Consider the following 22,783-nt stretch of genomic DNA (forward strand, 5'->3'; position numbering starts at 1 on the left):
CGTCCGGCATCCGCCCGCTCCCGACGCTCAGGGCTGGTCGCCGACGGCCACCGGACGCCCGGGAGTGTTCGACCACTGGCTCCACGAGCCGGGGAACACCTTCGCGGCGATCCCGATCTCGTCGAGCACGAGCGCGGTGTGCGCTGCGGTCACGCCGGATCCGCAGTACGCGGCGACCGCCGCGCCCTCGGTCACGCCCGCCTGCGCGAAGGTGGCGCGCACGGTGTCGTGGTCGAGGATCCGGCCCGCGGAATCGAAGTGCAGCACCGTGGGGAGGTTGACAGCGCCAGGGATGTGACCGGCCTGCGGGTCGAGCGGTTCGACCTCACCGCGGTAGCGCTCGGGCGCACGGACGTCGAGCAGCACACCGGATGCCGGGAACGCGGCCGCCTCGTCGATCGTCAGCGCGTCCGCGCCGATCCCGTCGAGCACGACATCGCCCTCCACCGGCGTCACGTCGTCGGTCGCGACCTCGAGGCCCGCATCCCGCCAGGCGCGGATGCCGCCTTCGAGCACCCGCACGTCGACGCCCGCCTGCCGGAGCAGCCACCAGGCGCGCGCGGCGGCCGCGCCCTTCGCATCGTCGTAGGCCACCACGGAATCCCCCTGACGGAGCCCCCAGCGTCGTGCGGACGCCTGCAGCTCGGCTGTCGTCGGGAGCGGATGCCGCCCCTCGGACGGCTCGCCGTGGGTCGAGAGCTCCGTGTCGAGAGGCACGAACACGGCACCCGGCACGTGACCTGCGAGGTAGTCGGGGCGGCCGTCAGGGCGGTCGAGCCGCCAGCGCACGTCGATCACGCGGACGGGAGCTCCGGTCGACAGCAGTTCACTCAGCTCGGCGACGGTCACGAAGTTGCTCATGCTGCGAGGCTATCCGCTCCCGTGAAGTGCCGGGTCCGTGATGCCACACGCCGTCACGGCCGCCGCTCCACCCGGCGATAGGCTCTATCCGGCCGCGTCGAGAAGGGACAGCATGCCCACTCGATTCCGCTGGATGCGCCTGCAACCACAGGAGACCGCCCTCATCGCCATCACGGCCGCGTGGGGCAGCACGTTCCTGCTCGTGCACTGGGCCATGCAGCACTCCGGTCCGTGGTTCTTCGTGGGCCTCCGCTTCCTCATCGCCGGTGCCATCAGCGTCGTCATCTTCCGCAAGGCTCTGCGCGGCATCCGCTGGCGCGACATCGGCGCGGGCGTCTCGATCGGGGTCATGATCCACCTCGGCTATGGGCTTCAGACGGTCGGGCTGCAGACCATCGATTCGAGCACATCGGCGTTCATCACGGCGATGTACGTGCCGCTCGTCCCGCTGGCGCAGTGGGCCGTGTTCCGCCGCCGCCCACCCGCCATGGCCTTCGTCGGCGCCGGACTCGCGTTCCTCGGTCTGCTGCTCATCGCAGGACCCGACGCCTTCGCGCTCACGCTCGGCACGGGCGAGATCGTCACGATGCTCAGCACGCTCCCGATCGCGGCGGAGATCATCCTCATCAGCGTGTTCGCGGGGAGGATCGACCTCGGCCGCATCACGATCGTGCAGCTGCTGACGGCCGGCGTGCTCGGGCTGCTCACGATGCCGGTCGTCGGCGAGGGCTTCCCGGAGTTCTCCTGGGTGTGGGTGGCCTGCGCGGTCGGGCTCGGGGTCTCGAGCTGTCTGATCCAGCTCACGATGAACTGGGCGCAGAAGTCGGTGTCGCCCACGCGAGCGACGGTCATCTATGCGGGCGAACCCGTCTGGGCCGCGGTGATCGGCCGGGCGGCCGGCGAGCGCCTCCCCGCGACGGCGCTGATCGGCGGGGCGCTCGTCGTGCTCGGCATCCTCGCGAGCGAGCTCAAGCTCGTGCGTCGACGGCGCACGAATCGGCGACGGGATCCGGCCACGCCGGTCGTGTCGAACCGGGAATAGAACCCGGGGCGCGGCGTTTCACCCCACATGATTGAAACTTCAACGGTCGTGCCGGTGGCCACCGAGCGGACCCGGGTGCGCGTTCCCCTGCGGTTCGCCGACGGCTACTCGACCACAGCGGACGTCGTGACGTTCGACGGGCTCGTCGACGGACGCGAGCATCTGCTGCTCGGCCTCGGCGACTGGCGTGCCGCGCTCGACCGCGCAGTCGACGGCGGCCCCGCCCCGCTCGTGCGCCCGCACAGCGAATGCCTGACCGGCGACGTGTTCGGTTCGGAACGGTGCGATTGCGGTCCGCAGCTGCGCGAGGCCGTGGAGCGGATCGCCGACGAGGGCGGCTTCCTCCTCTACCTGCGCCAGGAGGGCCGGGGCATCGGCCTCTACGCCAAGCTCGATGCGTACGCGCTGCAGGACTCCGGTCTCGACACGTACGAGGCGAACGTGGCGCTCGGTCGCGGCGAGGACGAGCGCGACTACACCGTGGCGGCGCAGATGCTGCGCGCCGTCGGCGCCGACCGCATCCGCCTCCTGAGCAACAACCCCGACAAGGCCAGGCAGCTCGAGGCGCTCGGCGTGGCCGTCGCCGAGCAGGTACGAACGGGTGTGCACGTCTCGGCTGCCAACCACCGGTACCTCGAGGCGAAGCGCGACCACACGGCGCACACGATCGACCTGTCGGCGGCGTGATGTCGGAGCGGCAGCTGACCCCCGAGGAGATGGCTGTCTGGCTGCCGACGATCCGCTTCGTGCAGCTGCTGCCCCAGGTGCTCGATCGCACGCTCAAGGCCGAGACGGGGCTGAAACACGCGTATTACGCGATCCTCGTATCGCTCGCGGGGCAGGACGACTTCGCGCCGACCATGACGGATCTCGCCCGGATCGCCGGTCTGAGCCGCTCACGCCTGAGCCACGCGCTGGACGTGCTGGAGGAGCGCGGATGGGTGGCCCGCACGACCTGCGGGGGCGACAAGCGCACCCAGTCGGCCGTGCTCACGGACGAGGGTCGCGAACTCCTGAGGTCAGCCGCTCCCGTGCACGTCGCGCAGATCCGGGAGCTGATCCTCGACCCGCTCGACGATGACGAGCGCGAGCAGCTCGCGAGCATCCTCACGAAGCTGATCCCCGGGGTGACGGCCGCCCTCTGAGGCGCTCACGAGAGCTGTGGTCTGCATCCGCTGAGCTCCGAGGGTGCCGTTCCCGAGGGTGCCGTTCCGGAGCGTCCCGCGCAGAGCGTCCCGCGCAGAGATGCGGGGACGGGGTGTCAAGACCCCGTCCCCGCTGCGCACGTCTTTTCGGGGGCCTTCTGGATGGCCGCCGCCCGGGGAGGATGGGAACGTGCGCGGACCCGGCGTCGAGCATGAACCGACGCCGGGAGTCTTCATCAGTCGGTCGCCCTCCTCCGTGGCCGGACGATCAGGAGACCACCCGCTGCGAGGAGGACGGCGGCCCCGCCGATTCCGATCCACGGCACCTCGCCTCCCGTGGCCGGGAGCGAGCCGCCTGCCGTCGCCCGTGCGACGGTGACCGTCACGCGGGCGGTGACCCTCGTCCCGTTGACGTCCGCGACCGAGTAGGTGATCGAGGCGCGGCCGGAGAAGTCCGGGTCCGGCGTGAAGACGATCCTGCCGGACACGACTCGCCACTCGCCCTCTCCAGGGACGTCGAGTGTCAGCACGAGCGCACCGTCCGGACCCACGATCCGCAGGGAGGCGGGATCCAGGGCCGCGCCGCCGGTTCCCGGGGTGTCGTCGCCGAGCACGTCGATCACGACCGGCACGCCCGACGACGTCCGGGCGACGTTGTCGCGCGCGATCGGGTCGTCGCCGACCACCGTGACGGTCAGAGTGGACGCGGCCGCGTTGCCCAGGGAATCCGTCGCGGCGTACCGCACGGGTGACGCGGAGCCCGTGAACGTCGGCAGCGGGGTGAAGGTCACCCGGCCATCGGCGTCGATCGCGTACGCCCCTTGGCCGGAGACCTCGATCGTCTTGCCGTCGGCCCCGAGCACGGCGCCGTCCGGCTGCCCGTCCGGCGGGAACACGACCGAAGCCGGATCGAACTCCGCAGCCGAGCCGTCGGCGCGCTGACCGGGGGTGTCGTTGCGGAGCACGTCGACCGTGACGGGGACGTTGCGCGACGTGCGTTCGGCGTCGGCCACCCCGATGGGTCCAGGTCGCACGGTGACGCCGATGGCCGCGGTCCCGGCGGTGCCGTTCGCGTCGCGGATCGTGTAGCGCACGGGCGTGGTCGGACCGCTGAATCCGGCGGCGGGCGTGAACAGGACGGTGCCGTCGGCACCGAGCGAGTAGACGCCCTCGCCCGCGATCTCGACGGTCTTGCCGTCGTCGCGGATCTCGGCGGTGACGCCGGCGGGGAGGTCGGCGGCCTCGAAGGTCGCGGAGGTCGGATCGAGCGGAACGGACGGGTCGCCCGCGGTGTCGTTACCGATGATGTCGATCGTCACGGCGGTCGCGAACGCCGTGGTCGCATCGTCGTCGGCGGCGGTCGGCGTCACGGGGTCGACGGTCACGCGGATCGTCGAGGTCACCGCGTTGCCGACCGCGTCGGATGCCGAGTAGCTCACGGTGCTCGCGCGGCCCCGGAACTCGGGGAGCGGCGTGAATGTGACCGTGCCGTCGGCCGCGGCGACGTAGAAGCCCTCGTTCGGAACGACCAGGCGGCGCCCGTCGTCAAGGAGCACGGAACCCGGCGGCTGCCCCTCGGAGGGGAACCGGAGGGTCGCGGGATTCCAGGCTCCCTCCGACCCGTCGGCGTTGCGCGACGGCACGTCGTTGGCGAGCGGGCTCAGGGCGACGGCGACGCCCTGCGGCGTCGTGATCGTGTCGCGCTCGGCGGTCGGTCCCGGGCGGACGGTGACCATCAGCCGGGCGTCGGCCGTCGTGCCGTTCGCGTCGACGACGCGGTAGGTGACGGGCGTCGTGGTGCCGCTGTAGCCGGCCTCGGGGGTGAAGACGGCTGCACCGGTGGCGTCGAGAACGTACGTGCCCTGGCCTGGGACCGTGAGCGTCTTCCCGTCTGCGGAGACCGTGGCTCCCTCCGGCTGCCCCGTCGTGGGGAACGTCGTCTGCGCGGGGACCAGCGGCGCCGAATCGGCTCCGGCGCGATCGTTGGCGAGCAGATCCACCGTCACCGGGGTGCCGAAGGTCGTGGCGGCCCGATCGTCTGCGGCGACCGGGGTGATCGCGTCGACGACCACCATGATGGTCGACGACACCGGAGCGCCATGGCTGTCGAGGGCCGAGTAGACCACGGGTGTGCTCACGCCCGTGAACGCGGGCTCCGGGACGAAGGTCACGGCCCCGGTCGTCGGGTTCACCGTGTAGACGCCTTCGCCGGGCATGGTGATCGTGCGCCCGTCGGCGGAGACGACGGCGCCCGCCGGCTGTCCCTCTGTCGGGAAGGTCACGCTGGTGGGGACCATGGTCCCCGTGTCGCATCCCTGCGGAACATCGGTCTGCCCCGGGTCGCAGGGCGCGCCCAGGTCGCTCGCGTGATCGTTGCCCAGGACGTCGATCTCCACGGGGGTGTTCTGCGGCACGCCGGCAGAGTCGGGCGCGGCGATGGCGCGACTCCCGACCATGACCTCGATCGTGGCGGTCGTCGGCGTGCCGTTGGTGTCGGAGACCCGATACTCGACGGGGGTCGCCCGACCGGTGAAGTCCTCGTCGGGCACGAAGCGCACCGAGCCGTCGCGGATCGTGTACGTGCCCTCGCCCTCGACCACGAGCGTCTTCCCGCCGTCGGTCGCATCCGGCGAGGTGAACACCATGGTCGATGCGACGAGCGGCGCGTCCGGCGCACCCGGGATGTCGTTGGCGAGCGCATCGATGACGACCGGCACATCGCCGGGGGTCTTCGCGGCATCGCCGGTCGCGACGGGGACCACCGCGGTGACGGACACGGAGATCGTCGACGACGCGGGGTTGCCGAACGCGTCGGTCACCGAGTAGGTCACCGGCGTCGCCGCGCCCGTGAACTGCGGCTCGGGGTCGAACGTCACGCGCCCCGTGGCCGGGTCGAACGTGTACACGCCCTCGCCGGGCACCGTCAGCACGCGACCGTCGGCGGTCGCCGCGCTGCCGGCGGGAAGCGCGGGCGTCACGACGAAGCGCACGGAGTCGCGGTCGAATCCTTCGCCGGGCCCGTTCGGCCCCTCGCCCGGGACGTCGTTGTCGAGGATCGGGATGACGACGTCGACGTTCTGGTCGGTCGTGGCGGCGTCGGTGTTGGCCACCGGCCCCGGGAGCACGGTGACCGAGACGGTGGCCGTCGCCTGCTGGCCGCTCGGGTCGGTGGCGCTGTACGGCGCCGTCGCCGTCCCCGCGAAACCCGGCGCGGGCCGGAACTCGACCTCGCCGCCGTCGGTCACGAGCCATTCGCCCTGCGCGGTGACGAGCCGTCGGCCGCCGTCGGTGGCGGCCGGGTCCGTGAAGACCACGGATGCCGGGTCGAGCGCCCCGCCGGGACCGGGCTCGTCGTTCGCGAGCACGCCCACTGTGACCGGCGTCGCCTGCGCGGTGCGCGCGGCGTCGTCGACCCCGACCGGGGGCTGCCCGGCCACCGTCACCTGGATCTGCGCGGTCGCCGCGTTGCCGGTGCTGTCGGTGAAGCCGTAGGCGACGGGAGTCGTCGTCCCGGTGAAGGTCGCGGCGGGAGCGAAGGTCACCGCTCCGGTGGCGGGATCGATCGTGTACACGCCCTCGCCGGGCACCGTGAGCCGTCGCCCATCGGCGCTAACGGTCGCTCCCGCCGGCTGCCCCGCGGTCGGGAAGACCACGGATCCCGGCGGGATCGTGCCCGCCGTCCCGTCGGCGTTCTGCCCGGCGGCGTCGTTGTCGAGCACGGGGATCCGCACCTGCTGGCCCTGCGTGGTCGCAGCGGTGTCGGCCGCGGCCGCGGGCCCGGGTCGGATCGTCGCGGTGAGCGTGGCGGTCGATTCCAATCCGTTGGCGTCGACCACGCGGTACTCGGTCACGGCATCGCCGGTGAAGCCCGGCGCGGGGGTGAAGGTCGCGCGCCCCTCGGCATCCAGGGTCCAGACGCCCTGCGGCGTCTCGAGGCGGCGGCCGCCGTCGGTCGCGTCGGGCGAGGTGAAGACGGTCAGCTCGGGCGCGAGGGGCGCGCCACCCGCCTGGTCGTCGGTCGCGCCGTCCAGTACGACGGGGGCGCCGAACACGCCGGACGCCGTATCCGGGGTGGCGGTCGGCCCGCGGACCACGTTCGTGAAGGCGCAGACGATGTTGATGCCGTCCGTGCCGGTCGGAGCCGTGAACGTCGCCGTGTTGCCCGTACCGCTCGAGATGGTCGCGCCGTCGCCGTCCGTGCACACCCAGGTCGTGTCGTACATTCCGAGATCGGTCGTGCCGAGGCCCTGCTGGGTCGCCGTGTAGGTCTCGCCGGGGATGATCAGGCCCGCATCGCTGTCGGCGCCGCCGTTGTCGGTCGGCCTGGTCGCCGGGAAGTCGGGGCTGGTGCCGTTCGCGCCGTAGGAGCCGCCCTCGAGGATGATGCGCACCGCGTCGGTCGGCCGGGCGCGCGGTCCGTCGAACTCGGCCATGACCTCGGCCGACGAGGGGTTCGCGCAGCTGCCCAGGTCGTTGCTCGTGACCGTGCCGAACGAGCGCGGTGCGCCGACGGGAGCGCCGGTGATCGGATTGGCCTTCTGCAGAGTCGAGACGCCGCCGATGTAGAGGAACCCGTCGGATCCGAAGGCGACGCCGTTGGGGGCTGCGGTGACCGGGCTCCGGGAGATCTCCTGCGAGGTGAGGACCGTTCCGGTCCCCGAGGTCGGCACGACGCCGTTCGCGACGAAGAGCGCGGAGGTGGTGGGGTTGCCGTTGAGCAGGAAGAGTCGGCCGAGCTTGTCGAACGCGATGTCGCCGTTGGTCCCCGGCGGGTTGGTGAGCGTCACGGACACCACGGGACCTGCTGGCGATGCCCCCGTGACGGGATCGTGCACGTACAGGCTCAGCGTCGCTCCGCTGTAGGCGCCGTAGTAGTGCAGGCCCGTGAGGGGGTTGATCGCGCCGACGGTTCCGGTCGGAATGGGGCCGGCCTTGCGCGAGGTGGTGAGGGTTCCCGCCTCGCTCGCAGCGGGCGTGAACTTGCCGATGCCGGCGGTGCCCACGACGATCGCGTACGAGCCGTCCGCGCCGATGCCGAGCTGGTTGATCGCCGAGCCGACCCCGCTGTTCGTCGTGAAGACCGGCGTGGGGTCGATCGCTCCCGTGGTGAGGTTCATCCGTCGGACGTTGCTGGCCGCAGAGCTGGCGATGTACACCGTGTTGTTGCAGGAGAGCGGGGCGGCGGCGCTGGCGGGAGTCGGAGCGGAACCGATCACCAGGCCGGCGGCCAGCATGACCCCGGCAGCCATCATCGAGACGGCGCGGGCGACCAGCGGACGACCGCGCTCCAGCGCGGTGACCCGCTCGGTCGACAGCGATGCTCCGCCGTTCATGCTCTCCCCTTCCCTGCTGGATCCGCCCGTCGGCCTCGGCGGGGGTGAGGTGACGACGCCTCACCCCCGCCTTTCCGAGCCACCGATCCGCCGATCCTTCGCGTCGAGGCCGTTGATCCTCGTGCGACGCCGTCGGCCGGTGATCGCCTGGGATCCAGTCGACCCGGAAGACCGTAGCAATCCGGTGTTCACCGACTGGGGTGGCAGAAGTGAACACGGAGGGGCGGAGCGTTCTCTCCGCCCCTCCGCCGCACGAGGACCCGTCACCGGGTGCGACCAGGTGACGCTGAGGGGGTGGTCCCGCACGGCCCCGGCCGCCGACATGGGACGACAGCCGGGGAGCATATGCCGATCGACTGATCGCGTCTCCCGCCGACCACTGTCGGCCCGCGAAAAGTAGCAGTCGGCTGTTCACTCAGGCTGGGCGATCAAGTGAACCCGTCGGCCGCCCGTTCTGCTCAGAGCAGAAACGCTCGCCGCGGAGGCCCGCTGCGTCATACCGTGAGGCATGGCCGACCTCGTCCCGTTCCCCCGCAGCCCCCGGACGCGCCCGAGCGATCCCGAGCCCCTGTGGCGCCACCTCCTCGGCGATCAGCTGCGCCGACGTCGGCACGAACGCGACGAGACGCTCAGCGAGACTGCGGCGAGCGCCGGCGTCTCGCCGCAGTACCTCTCCGAGGTCGAACGCGGCCTCAAGGAGCCGTCGAGCGAGATGATCGCCGCGATCGCCGGCGCGCTCGACACCTCGCTGATCGAGCTCACGAGCGCGGTCGCCGACGACCTGCGGGCGGCCGCGGCACCGGCATCCGCCTCCGCCTCCGCCTCGGCGACCGGCGCGTTCGCCCTCGCCGCCTGAGCCGGCCTCAGAGCATCCGCTCCCCCAGCACCGTGTCGACGAGTCCGTAGTCGAGAGCCGCGGATGCCGTGAACACGCGATCCCGGTCGGTGTCGGCGCGCAGCTCCTCGACCGTGCGCCCGCTGTGCCTCGCGAGGATCGACTCCATGTCGGAACGCACCCGCACGACCTCGTCGGCCGCGAGGATCAGGTCGGGGATCGCCCCGCGCGACTGGCCGGCCGGCTGATGCAGCACGATCCGTGCATGCGTCAGAGCCGAGCGCTGACCGGACGCCCCGGCCGCGACCAGCAGAGCCGCGGGGCCGATCGCCTGCCCCACGCACGTCGTCGCGATCTCCGGACGCACGTGCTGCATGGTGTCGTAGATCGCGAGAGCCGCACCCGGATCGCCGCCCTCGCTGTTGACGTACAGCTGCACGGGCGACTCAGGGGCATCGGCGTCGAGGTGCAGCAGCTGTGCGATCAGCGCGTTCGCGACCCCGGCGTCGATGCCGGTGCCGAGGTATATCACGCGCTCCGCGAGCAGGTGCGAGTACACGTCCATGACCCGCTCCCCGCGCGGATGCTGCGCGATCACGTTCGGGATCGTGTAGCTGCTCATGACCCGACCCCCAGTCCGACCCGCGACCGTCGCTTGGGCATGAGGTCGACGACCCCGTCGACGATGTCGTCGATGAATCCGTACTCCTGAGCCTGAACCGCGGTGTACCAGCGGTCGTGCAGCGAGTCCTCGAAGATGCGCTCGCGCGGTTGGCCGGTGTCGTGGGCGATGAGTCCGAGCACGGTGTCGCGCATGTGCCGGAGGTCGTCGGCCTGCGTCTCGATCTCGACCGCGGAGCCCCCGATGCCCGCGGACCCCTGATGCATGAGGATGCGCGCGTGCGGGAGCGCCCTCCGCTTGCCCCGCGCGCCGGCCGACAGCAGGAACTGCCCGGCGCTGCATGCGAGTCCGAGCGCGAGGGTCGACACGTCGTTGGGCACGAGGGTCATGAGGTCGCGGATCGCGAGCATGGCGGGCACCGAGCCGCCCGGCGAGTGGATCCACAGCGAGATGTCGGTGGTCGGGTCCTCGGCCGACAGTGTCAGCAGCTGCGTCATGAGCAGCGTGCCGTTGTCGTCGTCGAGGGCGCCGTCGAGCACGAGCACGCGCTCGTGGAACAGCGCGCGCCGGGCCTCGGGCCCGAACTGCGGAATGGGGTTGTCTTCGCTCATGGCCCCAGCATCCGCCGCCGTCGCGGAATGCGGGCGGGAATCCGCCGGGGGCGGATCCGCCCAGGGCAGAGCCGTCTCATTCCGCACCCGCACCGCACGCGCGTCGCGGGGGTCGCACGTTCCGCAGGAGATCTCTCGACCCGCAGGATCGGTCGCCGCATCCGCTCCTGCAGATCGTGCGATCTCCTGCAGTATGAGGACCGGAGGGATGCCGCGATCCTTCTCGTGCGCGTAACATCGCCGACTCACGGCGGACGTAGCCTCGACCGCATGACGCATCAGCAGGTACCCGAATGGCAGTGGTCGGAGGACGGCATCAACTTCCGGACTCGCAAGTGGGTGCGCCCCGAGGACCTCAACGCGAACGGCTCACTGTTCGGTGGCAGCCTCCTGAAGTGGATCGACGAGGAGGCGGCGATCTACGCGATCGTGCAGCTCGGCAACTACCGTGCGGTGACCAAGCACATCTCCGAGATCACCTTCGAGGCCTCGGCTGTGCAGGGCGACCTCGTCGAGCTGGGACTCCAGGCCACCCACTTCGGCGTCACCTCGCTCACGATGCGGGCTGTGGCGCGGAACATGATCACGCGCAAGCGCATCCTCACGATCGAGAAGATCGTGTTCGTGAGCCTCGGCGAGGACGGCCGCCCCACGCCCCACGGCTACCGCGACATCACCTACAACCGCGACCGCATGCCCACCGAGCGGCTCGTCACGGGGACCGTCGCGCTGCCGAAGCTCTGATCCTCCCCCTGCACGCCGCGAGCGATCGCCGCGAATCCCTCCGCGAGGTCGGCGATGAGGTCGTCGACGTGCTCGAGGCCGATCGAGAGCCGCAGCACGTCGGCATCCGGCCGCGCCTCCGCCGGCACCGGCCGATGCGTGAGGGCGGCAGGATGCTGGATGAGGGAGTCCACCCCGCCGAGCGAGACGGCGTGCGTGAAGAGCGTCGTCGCCGACGTCACCGCGGATGCCGCGGCGTAGCCGCCCCGCATCCGGAGGGCGATCATCGCGCCCGTGCCGCGCATCTGCCGCCGAAGGATGCCCTCGGGGTCTCCGTCCAGGCCCGGGTAGAACACCTCGGCGACCTCGGGGCGGTCGATGAGCCACTGCACGATGGCCCGCGCACTCTCCTGCTGCGCGCGCATCCGCACCGGCAGGGTGGTGAGGCCGCGGTGCAGCAGGTACGCCCCGAGCGGGTGCAGGAGCCCTCCGGTCACCGCCCGCCCCCGCCGCAGCGCCTCGGCCGTGCGCTCGTCGCACGCCACCGCACCCGCGATCACGTCGCCGTGACCGCCGAGGTACTTCGTGGCGCTGTGCAGCGACATCGCGGCACCGAGGTCGATGGGGTTCTGCAGCACCGGCGTCGCGAAGGTGTTGTCGACCACGACCGGCACCTCCCCCGCCTGAGCGACGATCGCCGCGATGTCGGCGATCTCGAGTGTGGGGTTCGCGGGCGTCTCGACGACGATCAGGCCCGTGTCGGCGCGGAGCGCGGAGGCGACCTCGTGCGGCGCGCAGTAGGTGGTGTCGACGCCGAGCAGGCCTGAGCCGAGCAGGTGGTCGGTGCCGCCGTACAGCGGGCGCACCGCGACGACGTGGTGTTTTCCGGCCGCGGGGCCGTGCGCGAGGATCACGGCCGTCATGGCCGCCATGCCGGACGAGAACGCGACGGTGGCCTCGGTGTGCTCGAGTTCGGCGAGCGCCTCCTCGAATCGCGCGACCGTGGGGTTCCAGAGCCTCGCGTAGACCATGCTGCCGTCGGCGGGCGGGCGACCGCCGGTGGCCATCGCCTCGTAGGAATCGCCACCCCGTTCGATGTCGGGCAGCGGATTCGTGGTCGACAGGTCGATCGGCAGGGCATGCACGCCGAGCGCGCTCAGCTCGGATCGTCCGCCGTGCACGGCCAGGGTGTCGGGATGCAGCGCTGCAGTCATCCCTCCACCTTGCCGAGAATGCGGTGTTCGCGTTGGTTTTCGACAGCATCTGCTCTTTCAGGGCATGATCTCGCTATTCTGAACGAGATCACGGTTCCCGGAGGTGTCGGACTTGGCCAAAGCGCAACTTGATGAGCTCGACCTCGAGATCCTCGCTGCCCTCACGCGCGACGCGACCGTCACGAACAAGGCGCTCGCGCGCCGGTTGGGGCTCGCGGAGTCCACCTGCGCGCATCGCGTGCGTGCGCTGCGCGATCGCGGGGTGATCCGCGACACCCGCATCCGCATCGACGGCGCCGCCCTGGGCCTGCCGCTGCAGGCGATCATCAAGGTGCGACTGGCGAATCACACCGGACCGAAGGTCACGGCGCTGTTCGACGCTCTCGCCGGCATCCCCCGCGTGCTGCAGGTGTTCCACGTCGCGGGGGTCGACGACTTCCTCGTGCACGTCGCGGTCCCCGACGCCACCGCGCTGCGCGACATCGTGCTCGAGCACATCACGATCCACCCGGTCGTGCGGGCCACCGAGACCCAGCTCGTGTTCGAGCTGCGCGACGGACGCGGGGTGCTCGACTGAGGAGTCGGCACCGGATCGCAGGGGATCTCTCGATGTGCAGGATCGGAAGCGGTATCCGCTCCTGCGGATCCTGCGATCTCCTGCGGATGGTGTGATCTCGCGTCAGCGCGCGAGCGCCGGGATGGTCCCCGTGGCGGGCGAGCCCGTCGTGGTGGAGGCCGTCGTCGTGACGGGCGCCGCCGCGATCACCGCGGCCCTGCGCTCGCGCGCGGCCGCCCGCGCAGGCTCCCCCGCGTTCACGATGCCGCGCACCACGACGCCGATCACCAGCAGCCCCACCAGCAGGGCCACCGACACGAACAGCGGAGTCCACTGGTTCGCGAACGACGCGGTCAGGCTCAGCACCGCGGCGGGGATCCAGATCCCGACGGCCCCTCCGGCCAGGCCTCCGGCCCCTCGCACGATCGCGATCGCCGCGACCAGGGCGCACAGCCCCGCCAGCACGGCCCCGACGATCCCCAGCGGCACCAGTACCGATGCCAGTTCGTTCGCGACTCTCGATGATGTCATCATTCGACCCCCCGGTCAGCGGACCCTCCGCACTACCAAGAGTACGAAGGAGGCCTGCTCCCGGCATCCATCTGCAGGATGATGTTGCGCAATCTTGACTGGCCGTTCAACGTCGCTTCAGCCAGGCGAGACGCGAGCCGCGCACGATGCGCACGGGCTGCGTCAGGACCGCGTCGACGACCATGGACCCGTCGGTCGGCCCGACGATCGCGATCGCCGAGGTCTCGGTCGCCTCCACGGGATCGACCTTCATGCGCGCGAGGTCGCGGTGCGCCCTGACGTAGGCGGGCACGAGCAGCACGATCGCCCCGAGCCACGCCAGCGGATTGCTGAGCGCGACGCCGTCGAACCCGATCATCGCGCCGAGGACGACGGCCGCTCCGACGCGCATCACGAGCTCGATCACGCCGGTGACCGTGGGCACGAGCGTGTGCCCGAGGCCCTGCAGCGCACCGCGCAGCACGAACAGGATGCCGAGCGCCCAGTACCCGCATCCGTTGATCACGAGCATGCGGTGCGCGAGGTCGACGACGTCGTCGGCCGCGGTGCCGTGGCCGACGAAGAGACGCACGAGCGGAGCGCCGAGAGCGATGATGATCACGCCGAGCAGCAGACCGGCGCCGGTCGCCATCCAGGTGCCCTCGATCACCCCGCGACGGATGCGGTCGGGGCGGCGTCCGCCGAGGTTCTGAGCGGCGTACATCGACGCCGCAAGGCCCAGCGACGAGAGGAACGCCACGGCGAGGCCGTCGACGCGCGAGGCGGTCGTGTACGCGGCGACCGCGTCGGACCCGAGCGTGTTCAGAGCGACCTGCACCGTGAGGGTGCCGATCGCGATGATCGACGCCTGGAAGCCCATCGGCAGTCCGAGACGGAGGTGCTCGCGGACGTCCTCACGCGTCACCCGCCAGTCGATGCGACGCAGGTGCAGCATCGGCAGACGGCGACGCACGAACTCGAGGCACAGCGCCACGGAGACGGCCTGCGCCACGACGGTCGCGAGCGCGGCGCCGCCGACACCCCAGGCGAGCGGACCGACCATGAGGACGACGAGACCGACGTTGAGGACGCACGAGACCGTGAGGAACACGAGCGGGGTGCGGGAGTCGCCGATCGCGCGGATGATCGCCGAGAGGTAGTTGAAGAACATCGTCGCGCTCGCGCCGAGAAAGCTGATCTGCGTGAAGGTGGTCGCCTCGGCCAGGAGCTCGGGCGGTGTCTGCAGCAGCTCGAGGACCGGCCGTGAGATCAGGGGAGCGACGATCGTGAGGACCACGCTCGTGACGCCCGTGAGCAGCACGCCGGTCGCGACCGAGCGGCGCACGGCCGCGGCATCCCCGGCGCCGAACGCCTGGGCGATCGGGATCGCGAAGCCGCTCGTGAGACCCCAGGCGAAGCCGATGAGGAGGAACAGCAGGCTGCCGGTGGCGCCGACGGCCGCGAGGGACTCGACTCCGAGGTGACGTCCGACGACGACGGCGTCGGCGAACTGGTACATCTGCTGCACGACGTTGCCGATGAGCAGAGGGATCGAGAAGGCGAGGATGACGCGCCACGGGCGGCCCGTGGTGAGAGAGGTGGCCATGGGAGAAGCGACTCGCAGAACTGGGGGGGCGGATCGGGGGTGCAACAAGCCTATCGAAACGATTCGGGGCGGCGGGAGAGCGAATCGCGATTACGGTCTATGGGATGAGCACCGCCAAGACACCAGCATCCGACACCGCGGTCGGCGACGAGCAGCACCTGAAACGGGCCCTCAGCAACCGGCACATCCAACTGCTCGCGATCGGCGGAGCCATCGGCACAGGGCTCTTCATGGGCAGCGGCAAGACCCTCTCGGTCGCAGGCCCCTCGGTCATCTTCGTCTACATGATCATCGGGTTCATGCTGTTCTTCGTCATGCGGGCGATGGGCGAGCTGCTGCTGTCGAACCTCAAGTACAAGTCGTTCAGCGACTTCGCGAGCGATCTGCTCGGCCCGTGGGCCGGATTCTTCACCGGATGGACCTACTGGTTCTGCTGGGTCGTCACAGGAGTCGCCGATGTGATCGCGATCGCCGGGTACACGGATGCGCTGTTCCCCGGCATCCCGCTGTGGATCCCCGGCGTGCTCGTGGTCGTGATCCTGCTCGCGCTCAACCTCCCCACCGTCGCCGCGTTCGGCGAGATGGAGTTCTGGTTCGCGCTCATCAAGATCGTCGCGATCGTGGCGCTCATCGTCACAGGGCTCGTCATGATCTTCACGGGCTTCCAGCACGAGGCCGGCACCGCGAGCTTCGCGAACCTGTGGGAGCACGGCGGCATGTTCCCGCACGGTTTCCTCGGCTTCGTCGCCGGATTCCAGATCGCCGTGTTCGCGTTCGTCGGCGTCGAGCTCGTCGGCACCGCCGCCGCCGAGACCAAGGATCCGGAGAAGAACCTCCCCAAGGCGATCAACGCCATCCCCATCCGCATCCTGCTGTTCTACGTGGGCGCGCTCGTGATCCTCATGGCCGTCACGCCGTGGACCGAGTACGTCGCGAACGAGAGCCCCTTCATCGCGATGTTCGCGCTCGCCGGACTCGGCATCGCCGCGACCGTCGTGAACCTCGTGGTGCTGACCTCGGCCATGTCGAGCGCGAACTCGGGCATCTACTCGACCTCGCGCATGGTGTTCGGCCTCGCGCAGGACGGCGACGCCCCTCGGGTGTTCGGACGGCTCTCGCGGCGACGCGTGCCGCAGAACGCCCTGTTCCTCTCCTGCATCCTGCTGCTCTCGGGCGTCGTGCTGCTGTACGCGGGCGAGGACATCGGCACCGCGTTCTCGATGGTCACGACCGTGTCGGCGGTGTGCTTCATGTTCGTGTGGACGATCTTCCTGTGCAGCTACCTCGTCTACCGCCGCCAGCACCCCGAGAAGGTCGCGGCGTCGTCGTTCCGGATGCCGGGCGGGCGGGTCATGGTGTTCGTGGTGCTCGCGTTCTTCGTGTTCATCCTCTGGGCGCTGACCACGCAGCCCGACACGCTGACCGCGCTGGCCGTGACGCCGATCTGGTTCGCGCTGCTGCTCGTGTCCTGGCTGTTCGTGCGGAAGTCGCAGAACCACCTGACGCGGCACGCGGCGCACATCGCATACCTGCGCAGCGACGACCCCGCGTCATAACTCCGGAGATCCGGCCGGATTCGCGGGGATCCGGCCGGTTCCGGGGCACTTCGGCGCCGGTTCTCCGGAGTTGTGACGCAGCTCGGGTTCGGCCGGCCCACAGCAGCGGCCGGATATCCTGGACGCCGCGGTCACGCCGGTGCCGCGAGGGCGAAGGAGAGCGATGTTCGACAGTCCGCTCTCGGCCTCGGCGTACGAGATCCTCGGCGTCGACCCCGACATCGACCACGTCGAGCTGCGCAAGGCCTACCGGCTGCGCCTGCGCCAGACGCATCCGGACACGGGCGGTGACGCCGCGGTGTTCATCCAGGTGCAGCGCGCCTGGGAGCTCGTCGGCACACCCGAGCTGCGTGAGGCGTACGACCGACGGTCGGGCGTGCACCCCGGCATCCCCACGGACTCGACGCAGAGCGGATGGCGGCCGCAGGCCGCACCCCGCACCGACACGAGGCCGCGTGCCCGGTCGTACGGCCAACCCGGCGGATGGCGACGCGAGCGGTACCTGTCGCTGATCCGCGAATGGGCGGGCTTCGGCGTCGAGGTGCCGGATCCGTACGACCCCGCACTGGTGCGCTCGGCGCCGCGCGAGGTGCGACGCCTTCTCGCCGACGCCCTCGCCGAGGAGGCGACCGCCCGCACCGTGAGCGCACTCGGCATGGGGTTCACGGTGTGGCACGACGTGGCCGTCACGGCGGACGCCGACGACAAGCTCGACCACGTGATCCTCAGCCCCTCCGGCCTCTACGGCGTGATGTCGGAGGACTTCGGCGGCGTCGTGGGCTTCCGTCGCGGCGAGATCACCGGCCCGAGCCTCGGCACCAGGGCACCGGTCACCGCGGCGCTGTCGCGGGTGCGCGCGGTGGCGAAGTCCGCACGCGTGAAGTTCGGCGGCGTGATCATGGTGCTGCCCGACGACGACCTGGCGCAGGCAGTGACGCCGCTCGGCAGCAGTCGCGGCGTGCCGGTCGTGGTCGTGCGGCGGAGCGCACTGTCGATGGTGCTGCGGCAGGGCGTGCCCGGCGCCCGGGCGATCGGCGGCAACGAGCTGTTCGACGTCCGCACGCGGCTGCAGCAGACCGTCCGCTTCGTCTGAGCTCTCACGCGTCCGTGCGGGCGGCGGCGGTCCAGGTGCTCAGCAGGGCGTCGAGGTAGGCGGCGGTGTCCTCCCACCCGGTCACCGCATGGCACGGCACGCCGAGAGCGAGGACGGGGTAGTCGTTGCCCTCGGGATCGAGCCTGTCTCCGATGAACAGCATCTCGTCGAGCGCGATGCCGGTGCTGCGGGAGAGTTCCCGCATGCCGAAGGCCTTGTCGACGCCCCGTTCGGTGACATCGATCGACGTCGAGCCTCCCGAGCGCACGTCGAGGTCGGGCAGACGCGCGGCGACGGCCGCCCGCAGCGAGGCCTTCTTCGCCCCGTCCGGGTCCCAGGCGGTCTTGGCGTCGATGGGCGCCTCCTGTCCGAGTGCGGAGTACGTGATCTGCGACCCACGGTCCTCGAGGATGTCCCCCCAGGTCTCCCGTTCCCACAGCCCCAATCCGCGCGCCTCGCTCTCGAACGCCGCGATGGTCCTCTCGCGCTGATCCGCGGTCAGTCGGCGCGCGTACACCGTCTCGATCCGCGCGTCCCTGATCCGGTAGTACTGGGTCCCGCACGCGGGCAGCAGATGGAACCGTTCGAGGGTCGACGCACTGGCAGCGGGCAGCCTGTCGATCACCTGGGCGGTGAACTGCTCGAGCCGACCGCCCGAGATGATCGCGACGTCGACGTGATCGGCGAGCGCGATCAGCAGCCTGCCGATGGTCGGGTCGATCGCGCTCTTCGAGGGGGCGAGGGTGTCGTCGAGGTCGAACGCCACGAGGCGGAGCGGAGACGCCATCACTCCGGCGCTCCCTGCCGCGCGTCCGACAGCGGCCTCGCCGGCCCGGTGCTCGCGCGCACGATGAACTCGACGGAGGGAAGGGTGACCGGCACGGGCTCGTTCCCCTCGACGATGGCCACGAGGGAGCGCGCGCAGGCGGTCGCCCACGCGAAGACGTCCTGGCGCACCGTGGTCAGCGCGGGGAAGACATAGGGCGCGAGCGGGATGTCGTCGAAGCCGACGACCGACAGGTCCTGCGGGACGCGCACGCCGCGGTCGGCCGCGGCCGACATCCCGGCGATCGCCATGATGTCGTTGGAGAAGATGATCGCGGTCGGCGGCTCGGGGTGATCGAGGAGCTCGTGAGTGGCCCTGGCGCCCGCACGGCCGGTGAAGTCGGCCTCCACGAGTGCGCCCGGATCGAGTCCCAGCGCCGCCATCTCGCCCTCCCATGCCTCTCGACGGATCCGCGAGTGCACATAGCGGTCAGCGCCGGAGACGTGGGCGATGCGCTGATGCCCGAGTGCGTGCAGGTGTCGCACCGCGCGACGGATGCCGGCTGCGTCGTCGAGTCCGATCCCCGGGCTGTCGCTGCGGCGATCCGTGCCCAGGAGCACATGGGGCAGTCCGAGCGCGCCCAGCTGCGAGGGGCGGTCGTCGTCGACGCGGAGGTCGGTGAGGAAGACTCCGTCCACGCGGGCCTCACCCGCCAGGCGCGCGTAGGCCTCCTGCTCGGCGGCTTCGCCGTCGACGACCTGGAGCACGAGCGCGTAGCCGACCGTGGACATGTAGCTCTCCACCCCGGCGACGAACTGCGGGAAGAACGGATCGGTCCCGATGAGCGTGGGGTCCCGACGGATCACCAGTCCCAGCGCCTGCGCCCGGCTGCGCGAGAGGGCTCGCGCACGGGCATCCGGACGCCAGTCCAGCTCGTGCGCGGCCTTGAGGATGCGCTCCCTCGCGTCGGAGCCGACACCCGACCGGCCGTTGAACACGAAGGAGACCGCGCTCTTGGACACACCTGCCCGAGCCGCGACGTCACCGATCGTGACCTTGCGCTCGCTGGCGTGGCCGGACGTGGCCGCGGGCGGCAGGGCGTCGTCCTGCGCGATCGGATGAGTCGGCTCCATAACCGAAGTGTATATCACCGTTTAGTCAGATTTAGTGAAGTGGAGCACCCATGGATGCTCGCGGAGACGAGGATCGTGCACCTGAGGCGACGCAGTTGACCATTGTGAGCAAAACCGGTTTACTAATGACGTCGCCCTCGCAGGCCCCGGTCTCGACAGGACGGCGACGAACGGTCGCATCAGTGAGGAAGAGCACCATGGGCAAGTCAGAGCGAGACCGCCGGGCGACCGCGGACCGTGCACTCGGACCCGCACGCGGACTCCGTCGTTGGCTCGGAGACGATCCCCTCGGCATCCTCCTGAGCACGCCGTACGTGCTTTTCGTCGTCGTCGTGTTCCTGATCCCGTTCGGGTTCGGGATCTGGATGTCGGTGCACGACTTCTACTTCACCGCGCCCGGCGCGGAGGTGGATCACCCGTTCGTGGGATTCGAGAACTTCTCCACCGTCCTCGCCGACCCCGTGGTGCACCAGGCGTTCGGCAACCTGCTGATCTTCCTCGTCATCAACGTGCCGCTCACCGTGGTCCTCGGCTTGCTGCTCTCCTCGGCCCTCGACGCCGTCGTGCATTGGAAGGGCTTCTTCCGCATCTCGTACTACGTGCCGTACGTGACGGCATCCGTGGCGACGCTGTCGGTCTGGATCTTCCTCTTCAACGGCAACGGCGTCGTGAACTCGATGCTCGGATCGCTGAGGCCGGAGCCCTCCTGGCTGGCGAATCCGGCGCTGATCATGCCGCTCATCGCGGTGTATGTGACGTGGAAGAACCTCGGCTTCTACATCCTGCTCTACCTCGCGGCGCTCCAGAACGTACCGAAGGAGCTGCACGAGGCCGCGCAGCTCGACGGCGCCGGCCGGTGGCAGCGCTTCCGCTCGGTGACGCTCCCCGCTGTCCGCCCGGTCACGTCGCTCGTCGTGCTCTTGTCGATCATCACCACCGGGCAGATCTTCACCGAGCCGTACCTCCTCACCGGCGGAGGGCCGAACGGCGCATCCATGACTCCCGCCCTGCTGATGTACCAGCAGGGCATCCAACAGGGGAAGCCCGACGTCGCGGCCGCGATCGGCATGATCCTCGTCGTCGCGGTGATGATCGTCTCGCTCGTCTCGCGCCGCATCACGGAAGGCAGGAACCGATGACGACATCGACTCCCCCACGCACCGCCCGCCCCGGGCGCGGTCTCGCCGCGCTCCGGTTCGTCCTGCTCCTCGTCGGCGCGCTGGCGGCTCTCGTGCCGTTCTACTACATGGTCATCGGCGCCCTGCAGCGGACCCGCGACACGAGCCTCTTCGGCCTTCTGCCGCTTCCCGAGAACCTCACCCTGAACAACTTCGTCGAGATCAACGAGTCGGTGAACCTCCTCGGCTCCCTGCTGAACTCGCTGATCTTCACGGCCGGCGTCGTCGCCTGCACGCTCGTGTTCGGGCTGCTGGTCGGATACGCGCTCGCGGTGCTCTCGTTCCGCGGACGCGGGCTCGTGTTCGCGCTCGTGTTGCTCGTGCAGGCCATCCCGTTCCAGCTGCTCATGATCCCGCTGTACGTCATGGTCGTCCGCTACTTCGGCCTCGCCGACAACTTCCTCGGGATGATCCTGCCGTTCGCGATCAACTCGGTCGCCGTGCTGATCTTCCGTCAGTACTTCCTGCAGATCCCGCGCGACGTGTTCGACGCCGCCCGCATCGACGGCGCGAGCGAGGTGCGGATCCTGCTCTCCATCGCTGTGCCCCTCGTACGTCCGGCCGTGCTCACCGCCATGCTCGTCACGTTCATCGGCCCGTGGAACGAGTTCCTCTGGCCCTTCCTCGTGACGAAGGATGCCACGAAGCAGACCCTCGCGGTGAGCCTGGCGAACTTCTCGCAGACCAACGGCGCATTCCTCGAGAACCCGATGGGCGCCGTGCTCGCCGGTGCGTGCGTGCTCGCCGTACCCGTCGTGGTGCTCTTCCTCCTCTTCCAGCGCCATTTCACCTCCGCAAACCTCGGTTCCGCCATCAAGGGCTGACCCGAGACCCCGACACACCCAGAAGGCACAGCGATGACCCCCTCCCCCACGGCCGCACCGGCGACCGCGATCCCGTACGCGCTCACCCGCATCGGCACGATCATGACCGCCGACCCGCACGACCCCCTCGAAGTGGAGGGCGTGCTCAACCCGGGAACGGCCTGGGGGCCCGACGGCGAGCTCTACCTCTTCCCCCGCGTCGTCGCGGAAGGCAACGTCTCGCGGGTCGCGCGCGCGCGCGTGATCCTCGAGGGCGGCGTGCCGGTGGGCGTCGAACGGCTCGGAGTCGTCCTCTCACCCGATGAGCAGTGGGAGCACGGCCATGGGAACGCCGGGGTCGAGGACCCGCGGATCACCTTCCTGGAGCCGCTGGGCGTGCACGTCATGACGTACATCGCCTACGGACCGCTCGGCCCCAAGCCGGCGCTCGCCTACTCCGACGACACGGTCACGTGGCATCGCCTGGGACCGCTGCAGTTCGCGTACCAGCCCGAGCTGCGCACCGATCTGAATCTGTTCGCCAACAAGGACATCGTGTTCTTCCCCGAGGTCGTCCCCGGGCCGGACGGCGAGCCCAGCATCGCACTGCTCCACCGGCCGATGTGGGATCTCGACTGGCTGCGTCCCGGTGAGGGTGCGCGACCCCCGGCGGGCATCGACGACGATCGCCCGTCGATCTGGATCGGCTACGTCGATCTCGACGCGGCTCGCGCCGACATCTCCGCGCTCACGCGTGTGCACGGGTCGTCGATGATCGCCGGCCCCGAGAGGAAGTACGAGTCCGCCAAGATCGGCGCCGGCCCTTCGCCGCTGCGGGTGCCGGAGGGATGGCTCCTCGTGCACCACGGGGTCTCCGGCCAGACGCCGAAGGGCTTCGAGCTCGCGTACGGCTCGCGGTACTCGGCCGGGGCCATCCTGCTCGACGTCGGCGACCCGCGAACGGTCCTCGCCCGCAGCGACGAGCCGCTGCTCGCCCCGGAGACCGTCGAGGAGCTGCAGGGCACGCTGGGCAATGTCGTGTTCCCCACCGCGATCGAGGAGATCGAGGGACGCACCTTCGTGTTCTACGGCATGGCCGACTCGTCGATCGGGGTCGCGGAGCTCACGCACATCTGAGCCCGACCTCCCGCTCACACACGAGGGGCCGTCTCCGCATCGGAGACGGCCCCTCGTCG

At 70.4% G+C, this 22,783-nt stretch carries 20 protein-coding genes; 11 read left to right on the plus strand and 9 right to left on the minus strand.

Going from position 1 to position 22,783, the window contains the following annotated elements:
- Positions 1-27: 27 nt before the first annotated feature.
- Complete coding sequence (locus AKH00_RS17325) at positions 28-861, minus strand: sulfurtransferase (RefSeq protein ID WP_050724014.1); 834 nt, start codon at positions 859-861, stop codon at positions 28-30.
- Between the two features lie 112 nt (positions 862-973).
- Between AKH00_RS17325 and AKH00_RS17330 the strand changes: the two genes are divergently transcribed.
- Genes AKH00_RS17330 through AKH00_RS17340 form a run of 3 tightly spaced genes read left to right on the plus strand, consistent with a single transcriptional unit; the run spans position 974 to position 3,048 of the window.
- On the plus strand, positions 974-1,903 hold the full coding sequence (locus AKH00_RS17330; protein WP_050724015.1) for a DMT family transporter: 930 nt from the start codon (positions 974-976) through the stop codon (positions 1,901-1,903).
- 27 nt (positions 1,904-1,930) lie between these two features.
- Positions 1,931-2,590: a GTP cyclohydrolase II gene (locus AKH00_RS17335; protein ID WP_050724016.1), complete on the plus strand. Its 660-nt coding sequence runs from the start codon at positions 1,931-1,933 to the stop codon at positions 2,588-2,590.
- The gene (locus tag AKH00_RS17340) at positions 2,590-3,048 is read left to right on the plus strand and encodes a MarR family winged helix-turn-helix transcriptional regulator (RefSeq protein ID WP_050724017.1); all 459 of its coding nucleotides are present in this window, start codon (positions 2,590-2,592) and stop codon (positions 3,046-3,048) included. The genes AKH00_RS17335 and AKH00_RS17340 overlap by 1 nt, the downstream gene beginning before the upstream one ends.
- Positions 3,049-3,284: 236 nt before the next feature.
- Here the strand turns inward: AKH00_RS17340 and AKH00_RS17345 are convergent, their stop codons facing one another.
- The gene (locus AKH00_RS17345) at positions 3,285-8,381 is read right to left on the minus strand and encodes an Ig-like domain-containing protein (RefSeq protein ID WP_050724018.1); all 5,097 of its coding nucleotides are present in this window, start codon (positions 8,379-8,381) and stop codon (positions 3,285-3,287) included.
- Positions 8,382-8,889: 508 nt separating this feature from the next.
- Between AKH00_RS17345 and AKH00_RS17350 the strand changes: the two genes are divergently transcribed.
- Entirely contained in the window at positions 8,890-9,237 is a 348-nt protein-coding gene (locus AKH00_RS17350; RefSeq protein WP_050724019.1) for a helix-turn-helix domain-containing protein, read from the plus strand.
- Between the two features lie 7 nt (positions 9,238-9,244).
- On the opposite strand, the gene AKH00_RS17355 is transcribed toward AKH00_RS17350, so the two are convergent.
- Positions 9,245-9,838, minus strand: a complete 594-nt coding sequence (locus AKH00_RS17355; RefSeq protein ID WP_050724020.1) for a ClpP family protease — start codon at positions 9,836-9,838, stop codon at positions 9,245-9,247.
- A complete protein-coding gene (locus AKH00_RS17360; protein ID WP_050724021.1) occupies positions 9,835-10,449 on the minus strand; it encodes a ClpP family protease in 615 nt (204 codons plus the stop codon). The genes AKH00_RS17355 and AKH00_RS17360 overlap by 4 nt, the downstream gene beginning before the upstream one ends.
- A 270-nt stretch (positions 10,450-10,719) precedes the next feature.
- On the opposite strand from AKH00_RS17360, the gene AKH00_RS17365 reads away from it, so the two are divergent.
- A complete protein-coding gene (locus AKH00_RS17365) occupies positions 10,720-11,193 on the plus strand; it encodes an acyl-CoA thioesterase (protein ID WP_082297720.1) in 474 nt (157 codons plus the stop codon).
- Here the strand turns inward: AKH00_RS17365 and AKH00_RS17370 are convergent.
- Entirely contained in the window at positions 11,127-12,386 is a 1,260-nt protein-coding gene (locus AKH00_RS17370) for a trans-sulfuration enzyme family protein (protein ID WP_082297721.1), read from the minus strand. The two genes, AKH00_RS17365 and AKH00_RS17370, sit on opposite strands and share 67 nt — an antisense overlap.
- A gap of 112 nt (positions 12,387-12,498) precedes the next feature.
- Here AKH00_RS17370 and AKH00_RS17375 point away from each other — a divergent pair, with 112 nt between their 5' ends.
- Positions 12,499-12,963 carry an Lrp/AsnC family transcriptional regulator gene (locus AKH00_RS17375; RefSeq protein ID WP_050724062.1) on the plus strand — a complete coding sequence of 155 codons (465 nt, stop codon included), beginning with the start codon at positions 12,499-12,501 and terminating at the stop codon, positions 12,961-12,963.
- 102 nt (positions 12,964-13,065) lie between these two features.
- Here AKH00_RS17375 and AKH00_RS17380 read toward each other — a convergent pair whose 3' ends face one another.
- Positions 13,066-13,473 carry a hypothetical protein gene (locus tag AKH00_RS17380; RefSeq protein ID WP_152926242.1) on the minus strand — a complete coding sequence of 136 codons (408 nt, stop codon included), beginning with the start codon at positions 13,471-13,473 and terminating at the stop codon, positions 13,066-13,068.
- A 106-nt stretch (positions 13,474-13,579) separates the two neighbouring features.
- Positions 13,580-15,058 carry an MATE family efflux transporter gene (locus AKH00_RS17385; RefSeq protein WP_050724023.1) on the minus strand — a complete coding sequence of 493 codons (1,479 nt, stop codon included), beginning with the start codon at positions 15,056-15,058 and terminating at the stop codon, positions 13,580-13,582.
- Positions 15,059-15,162: 104 nt separating this feature from the next.
- On the opposite strand from AKH00_RS17385, the gene cycA reads away from it, so the two are divergent.
- Together cycA and AKH00_RS17395 are read left to right on the plus strand one after the other, a co-directional pair.
- The gene (cycA, locus tag AKH00_RS17390) at positions 15,163-16,614 is read left to right on the plus strand and encodes a D-serine/D-alanine/glycine transporter (RefSeq protein ID WP_050724024.1); all 1,452 of its coding nucleotides are present in this window, start codon (positions 15,163-15,165) and stop codon (positions 16,612-16,614) included.
- A 163-nt stretch (positions 16,615-16,777) separates the two neighbouring features.
- Complete coding sequence (locus AKH00_RS17395; RefSeq protein WP_050724025.1) at positions 16,778-17,707, plus strand: J domain-containing protein; 930 nt, start codon at positions 16,778-16,780, stop codon at positions 17,705-17,707.
- A 4-nt stretch (positions 17,708-17,711) separates the two neighbouring features.
- Here the strand turns inward: AKH00_RS17395 and AKH00_RS17400 are convergent, their stop codons facing one another.
- Complete coding sequence (locus AKH00_RS17400) at positions 17,712-18,494, minus strand: HAD-IIB family hydrolase (RefSeq protein WP_050724026.1); 783 nt, start codon at positions 18,492-18,494, stop codon at positions 17,712-17,714.
- Positions 18,494-19,606 (minus strand): LacI family DNA-binding transcriptional regulator, encoded by a 1,113-nt coding sequence (locus tag AKH00_RS17405; RefSeq protein ID WP_082297722.1) that lies wholly within the window; start codon positions 19,604-19,606, stop codon positions 18,494-18,496. The genes AKH00_RS17400 and AKH00_RS17405 overlap by 1 nt, the downstream gene beginning before the upstream one ends.
- 197 nt (positions 19,607-19,803) lie before the next feature.
- On the opposite strand from AKH00_RS17405, the gene AKH00_RS17410 reads away from it, so the two are divergent.
- From AKH00_RS17410 to AKH00_RS17420, 3 genes are read left to right on the plus strand one after another with little or no spacing between them, the layout of a single operon-like run.
- Positions 19,804-20,745 (plus strand): carbohydrate ABC transporter permease, encoded by a 942-nt coding sequence (locus AKH00_RS17410; RefSeq protein WP_050724027.1) that lies wholly within the window; start codon positions 19,804-19,806, stop codon positions 20,743-20,745.
- Entirely contained in the window at positions 20,742-21,608 is an 867-nt protein-coding gene (locus AKH00_RS17415) for a carbohydrate ABC transporter permease (protein ID WP_050724028.1), read from the plus strand. The genes AKH00_RS17410 and AKH00_RS17415 overlap by 4 nt, the downstream gene beginning before the upstream one ends.
- A gap of 33 nt (positions 21,609-21,641) precedes the next feature.
- Entirely contained in the window at positions 21,642-22,724 is a 1,083-nt protein-coding gene (locus AKH00_RS17420; protein ID WP_050724029.1) for a glycoside hydrolase family 130 protein, read from the plus strand.
- Positions 22,725-22,783: the final 59 nt, after the last annotated feature.

The sequence above is a fragment of the Microbacterium sp. GCS4 genome (assembly GCF_001262495.1).
Taxonomy (GTDB): Bacteria; Actinomycetota; Actinomycetes; order Actinomycetales; family Microbacteriaceae; genus Microbacterium.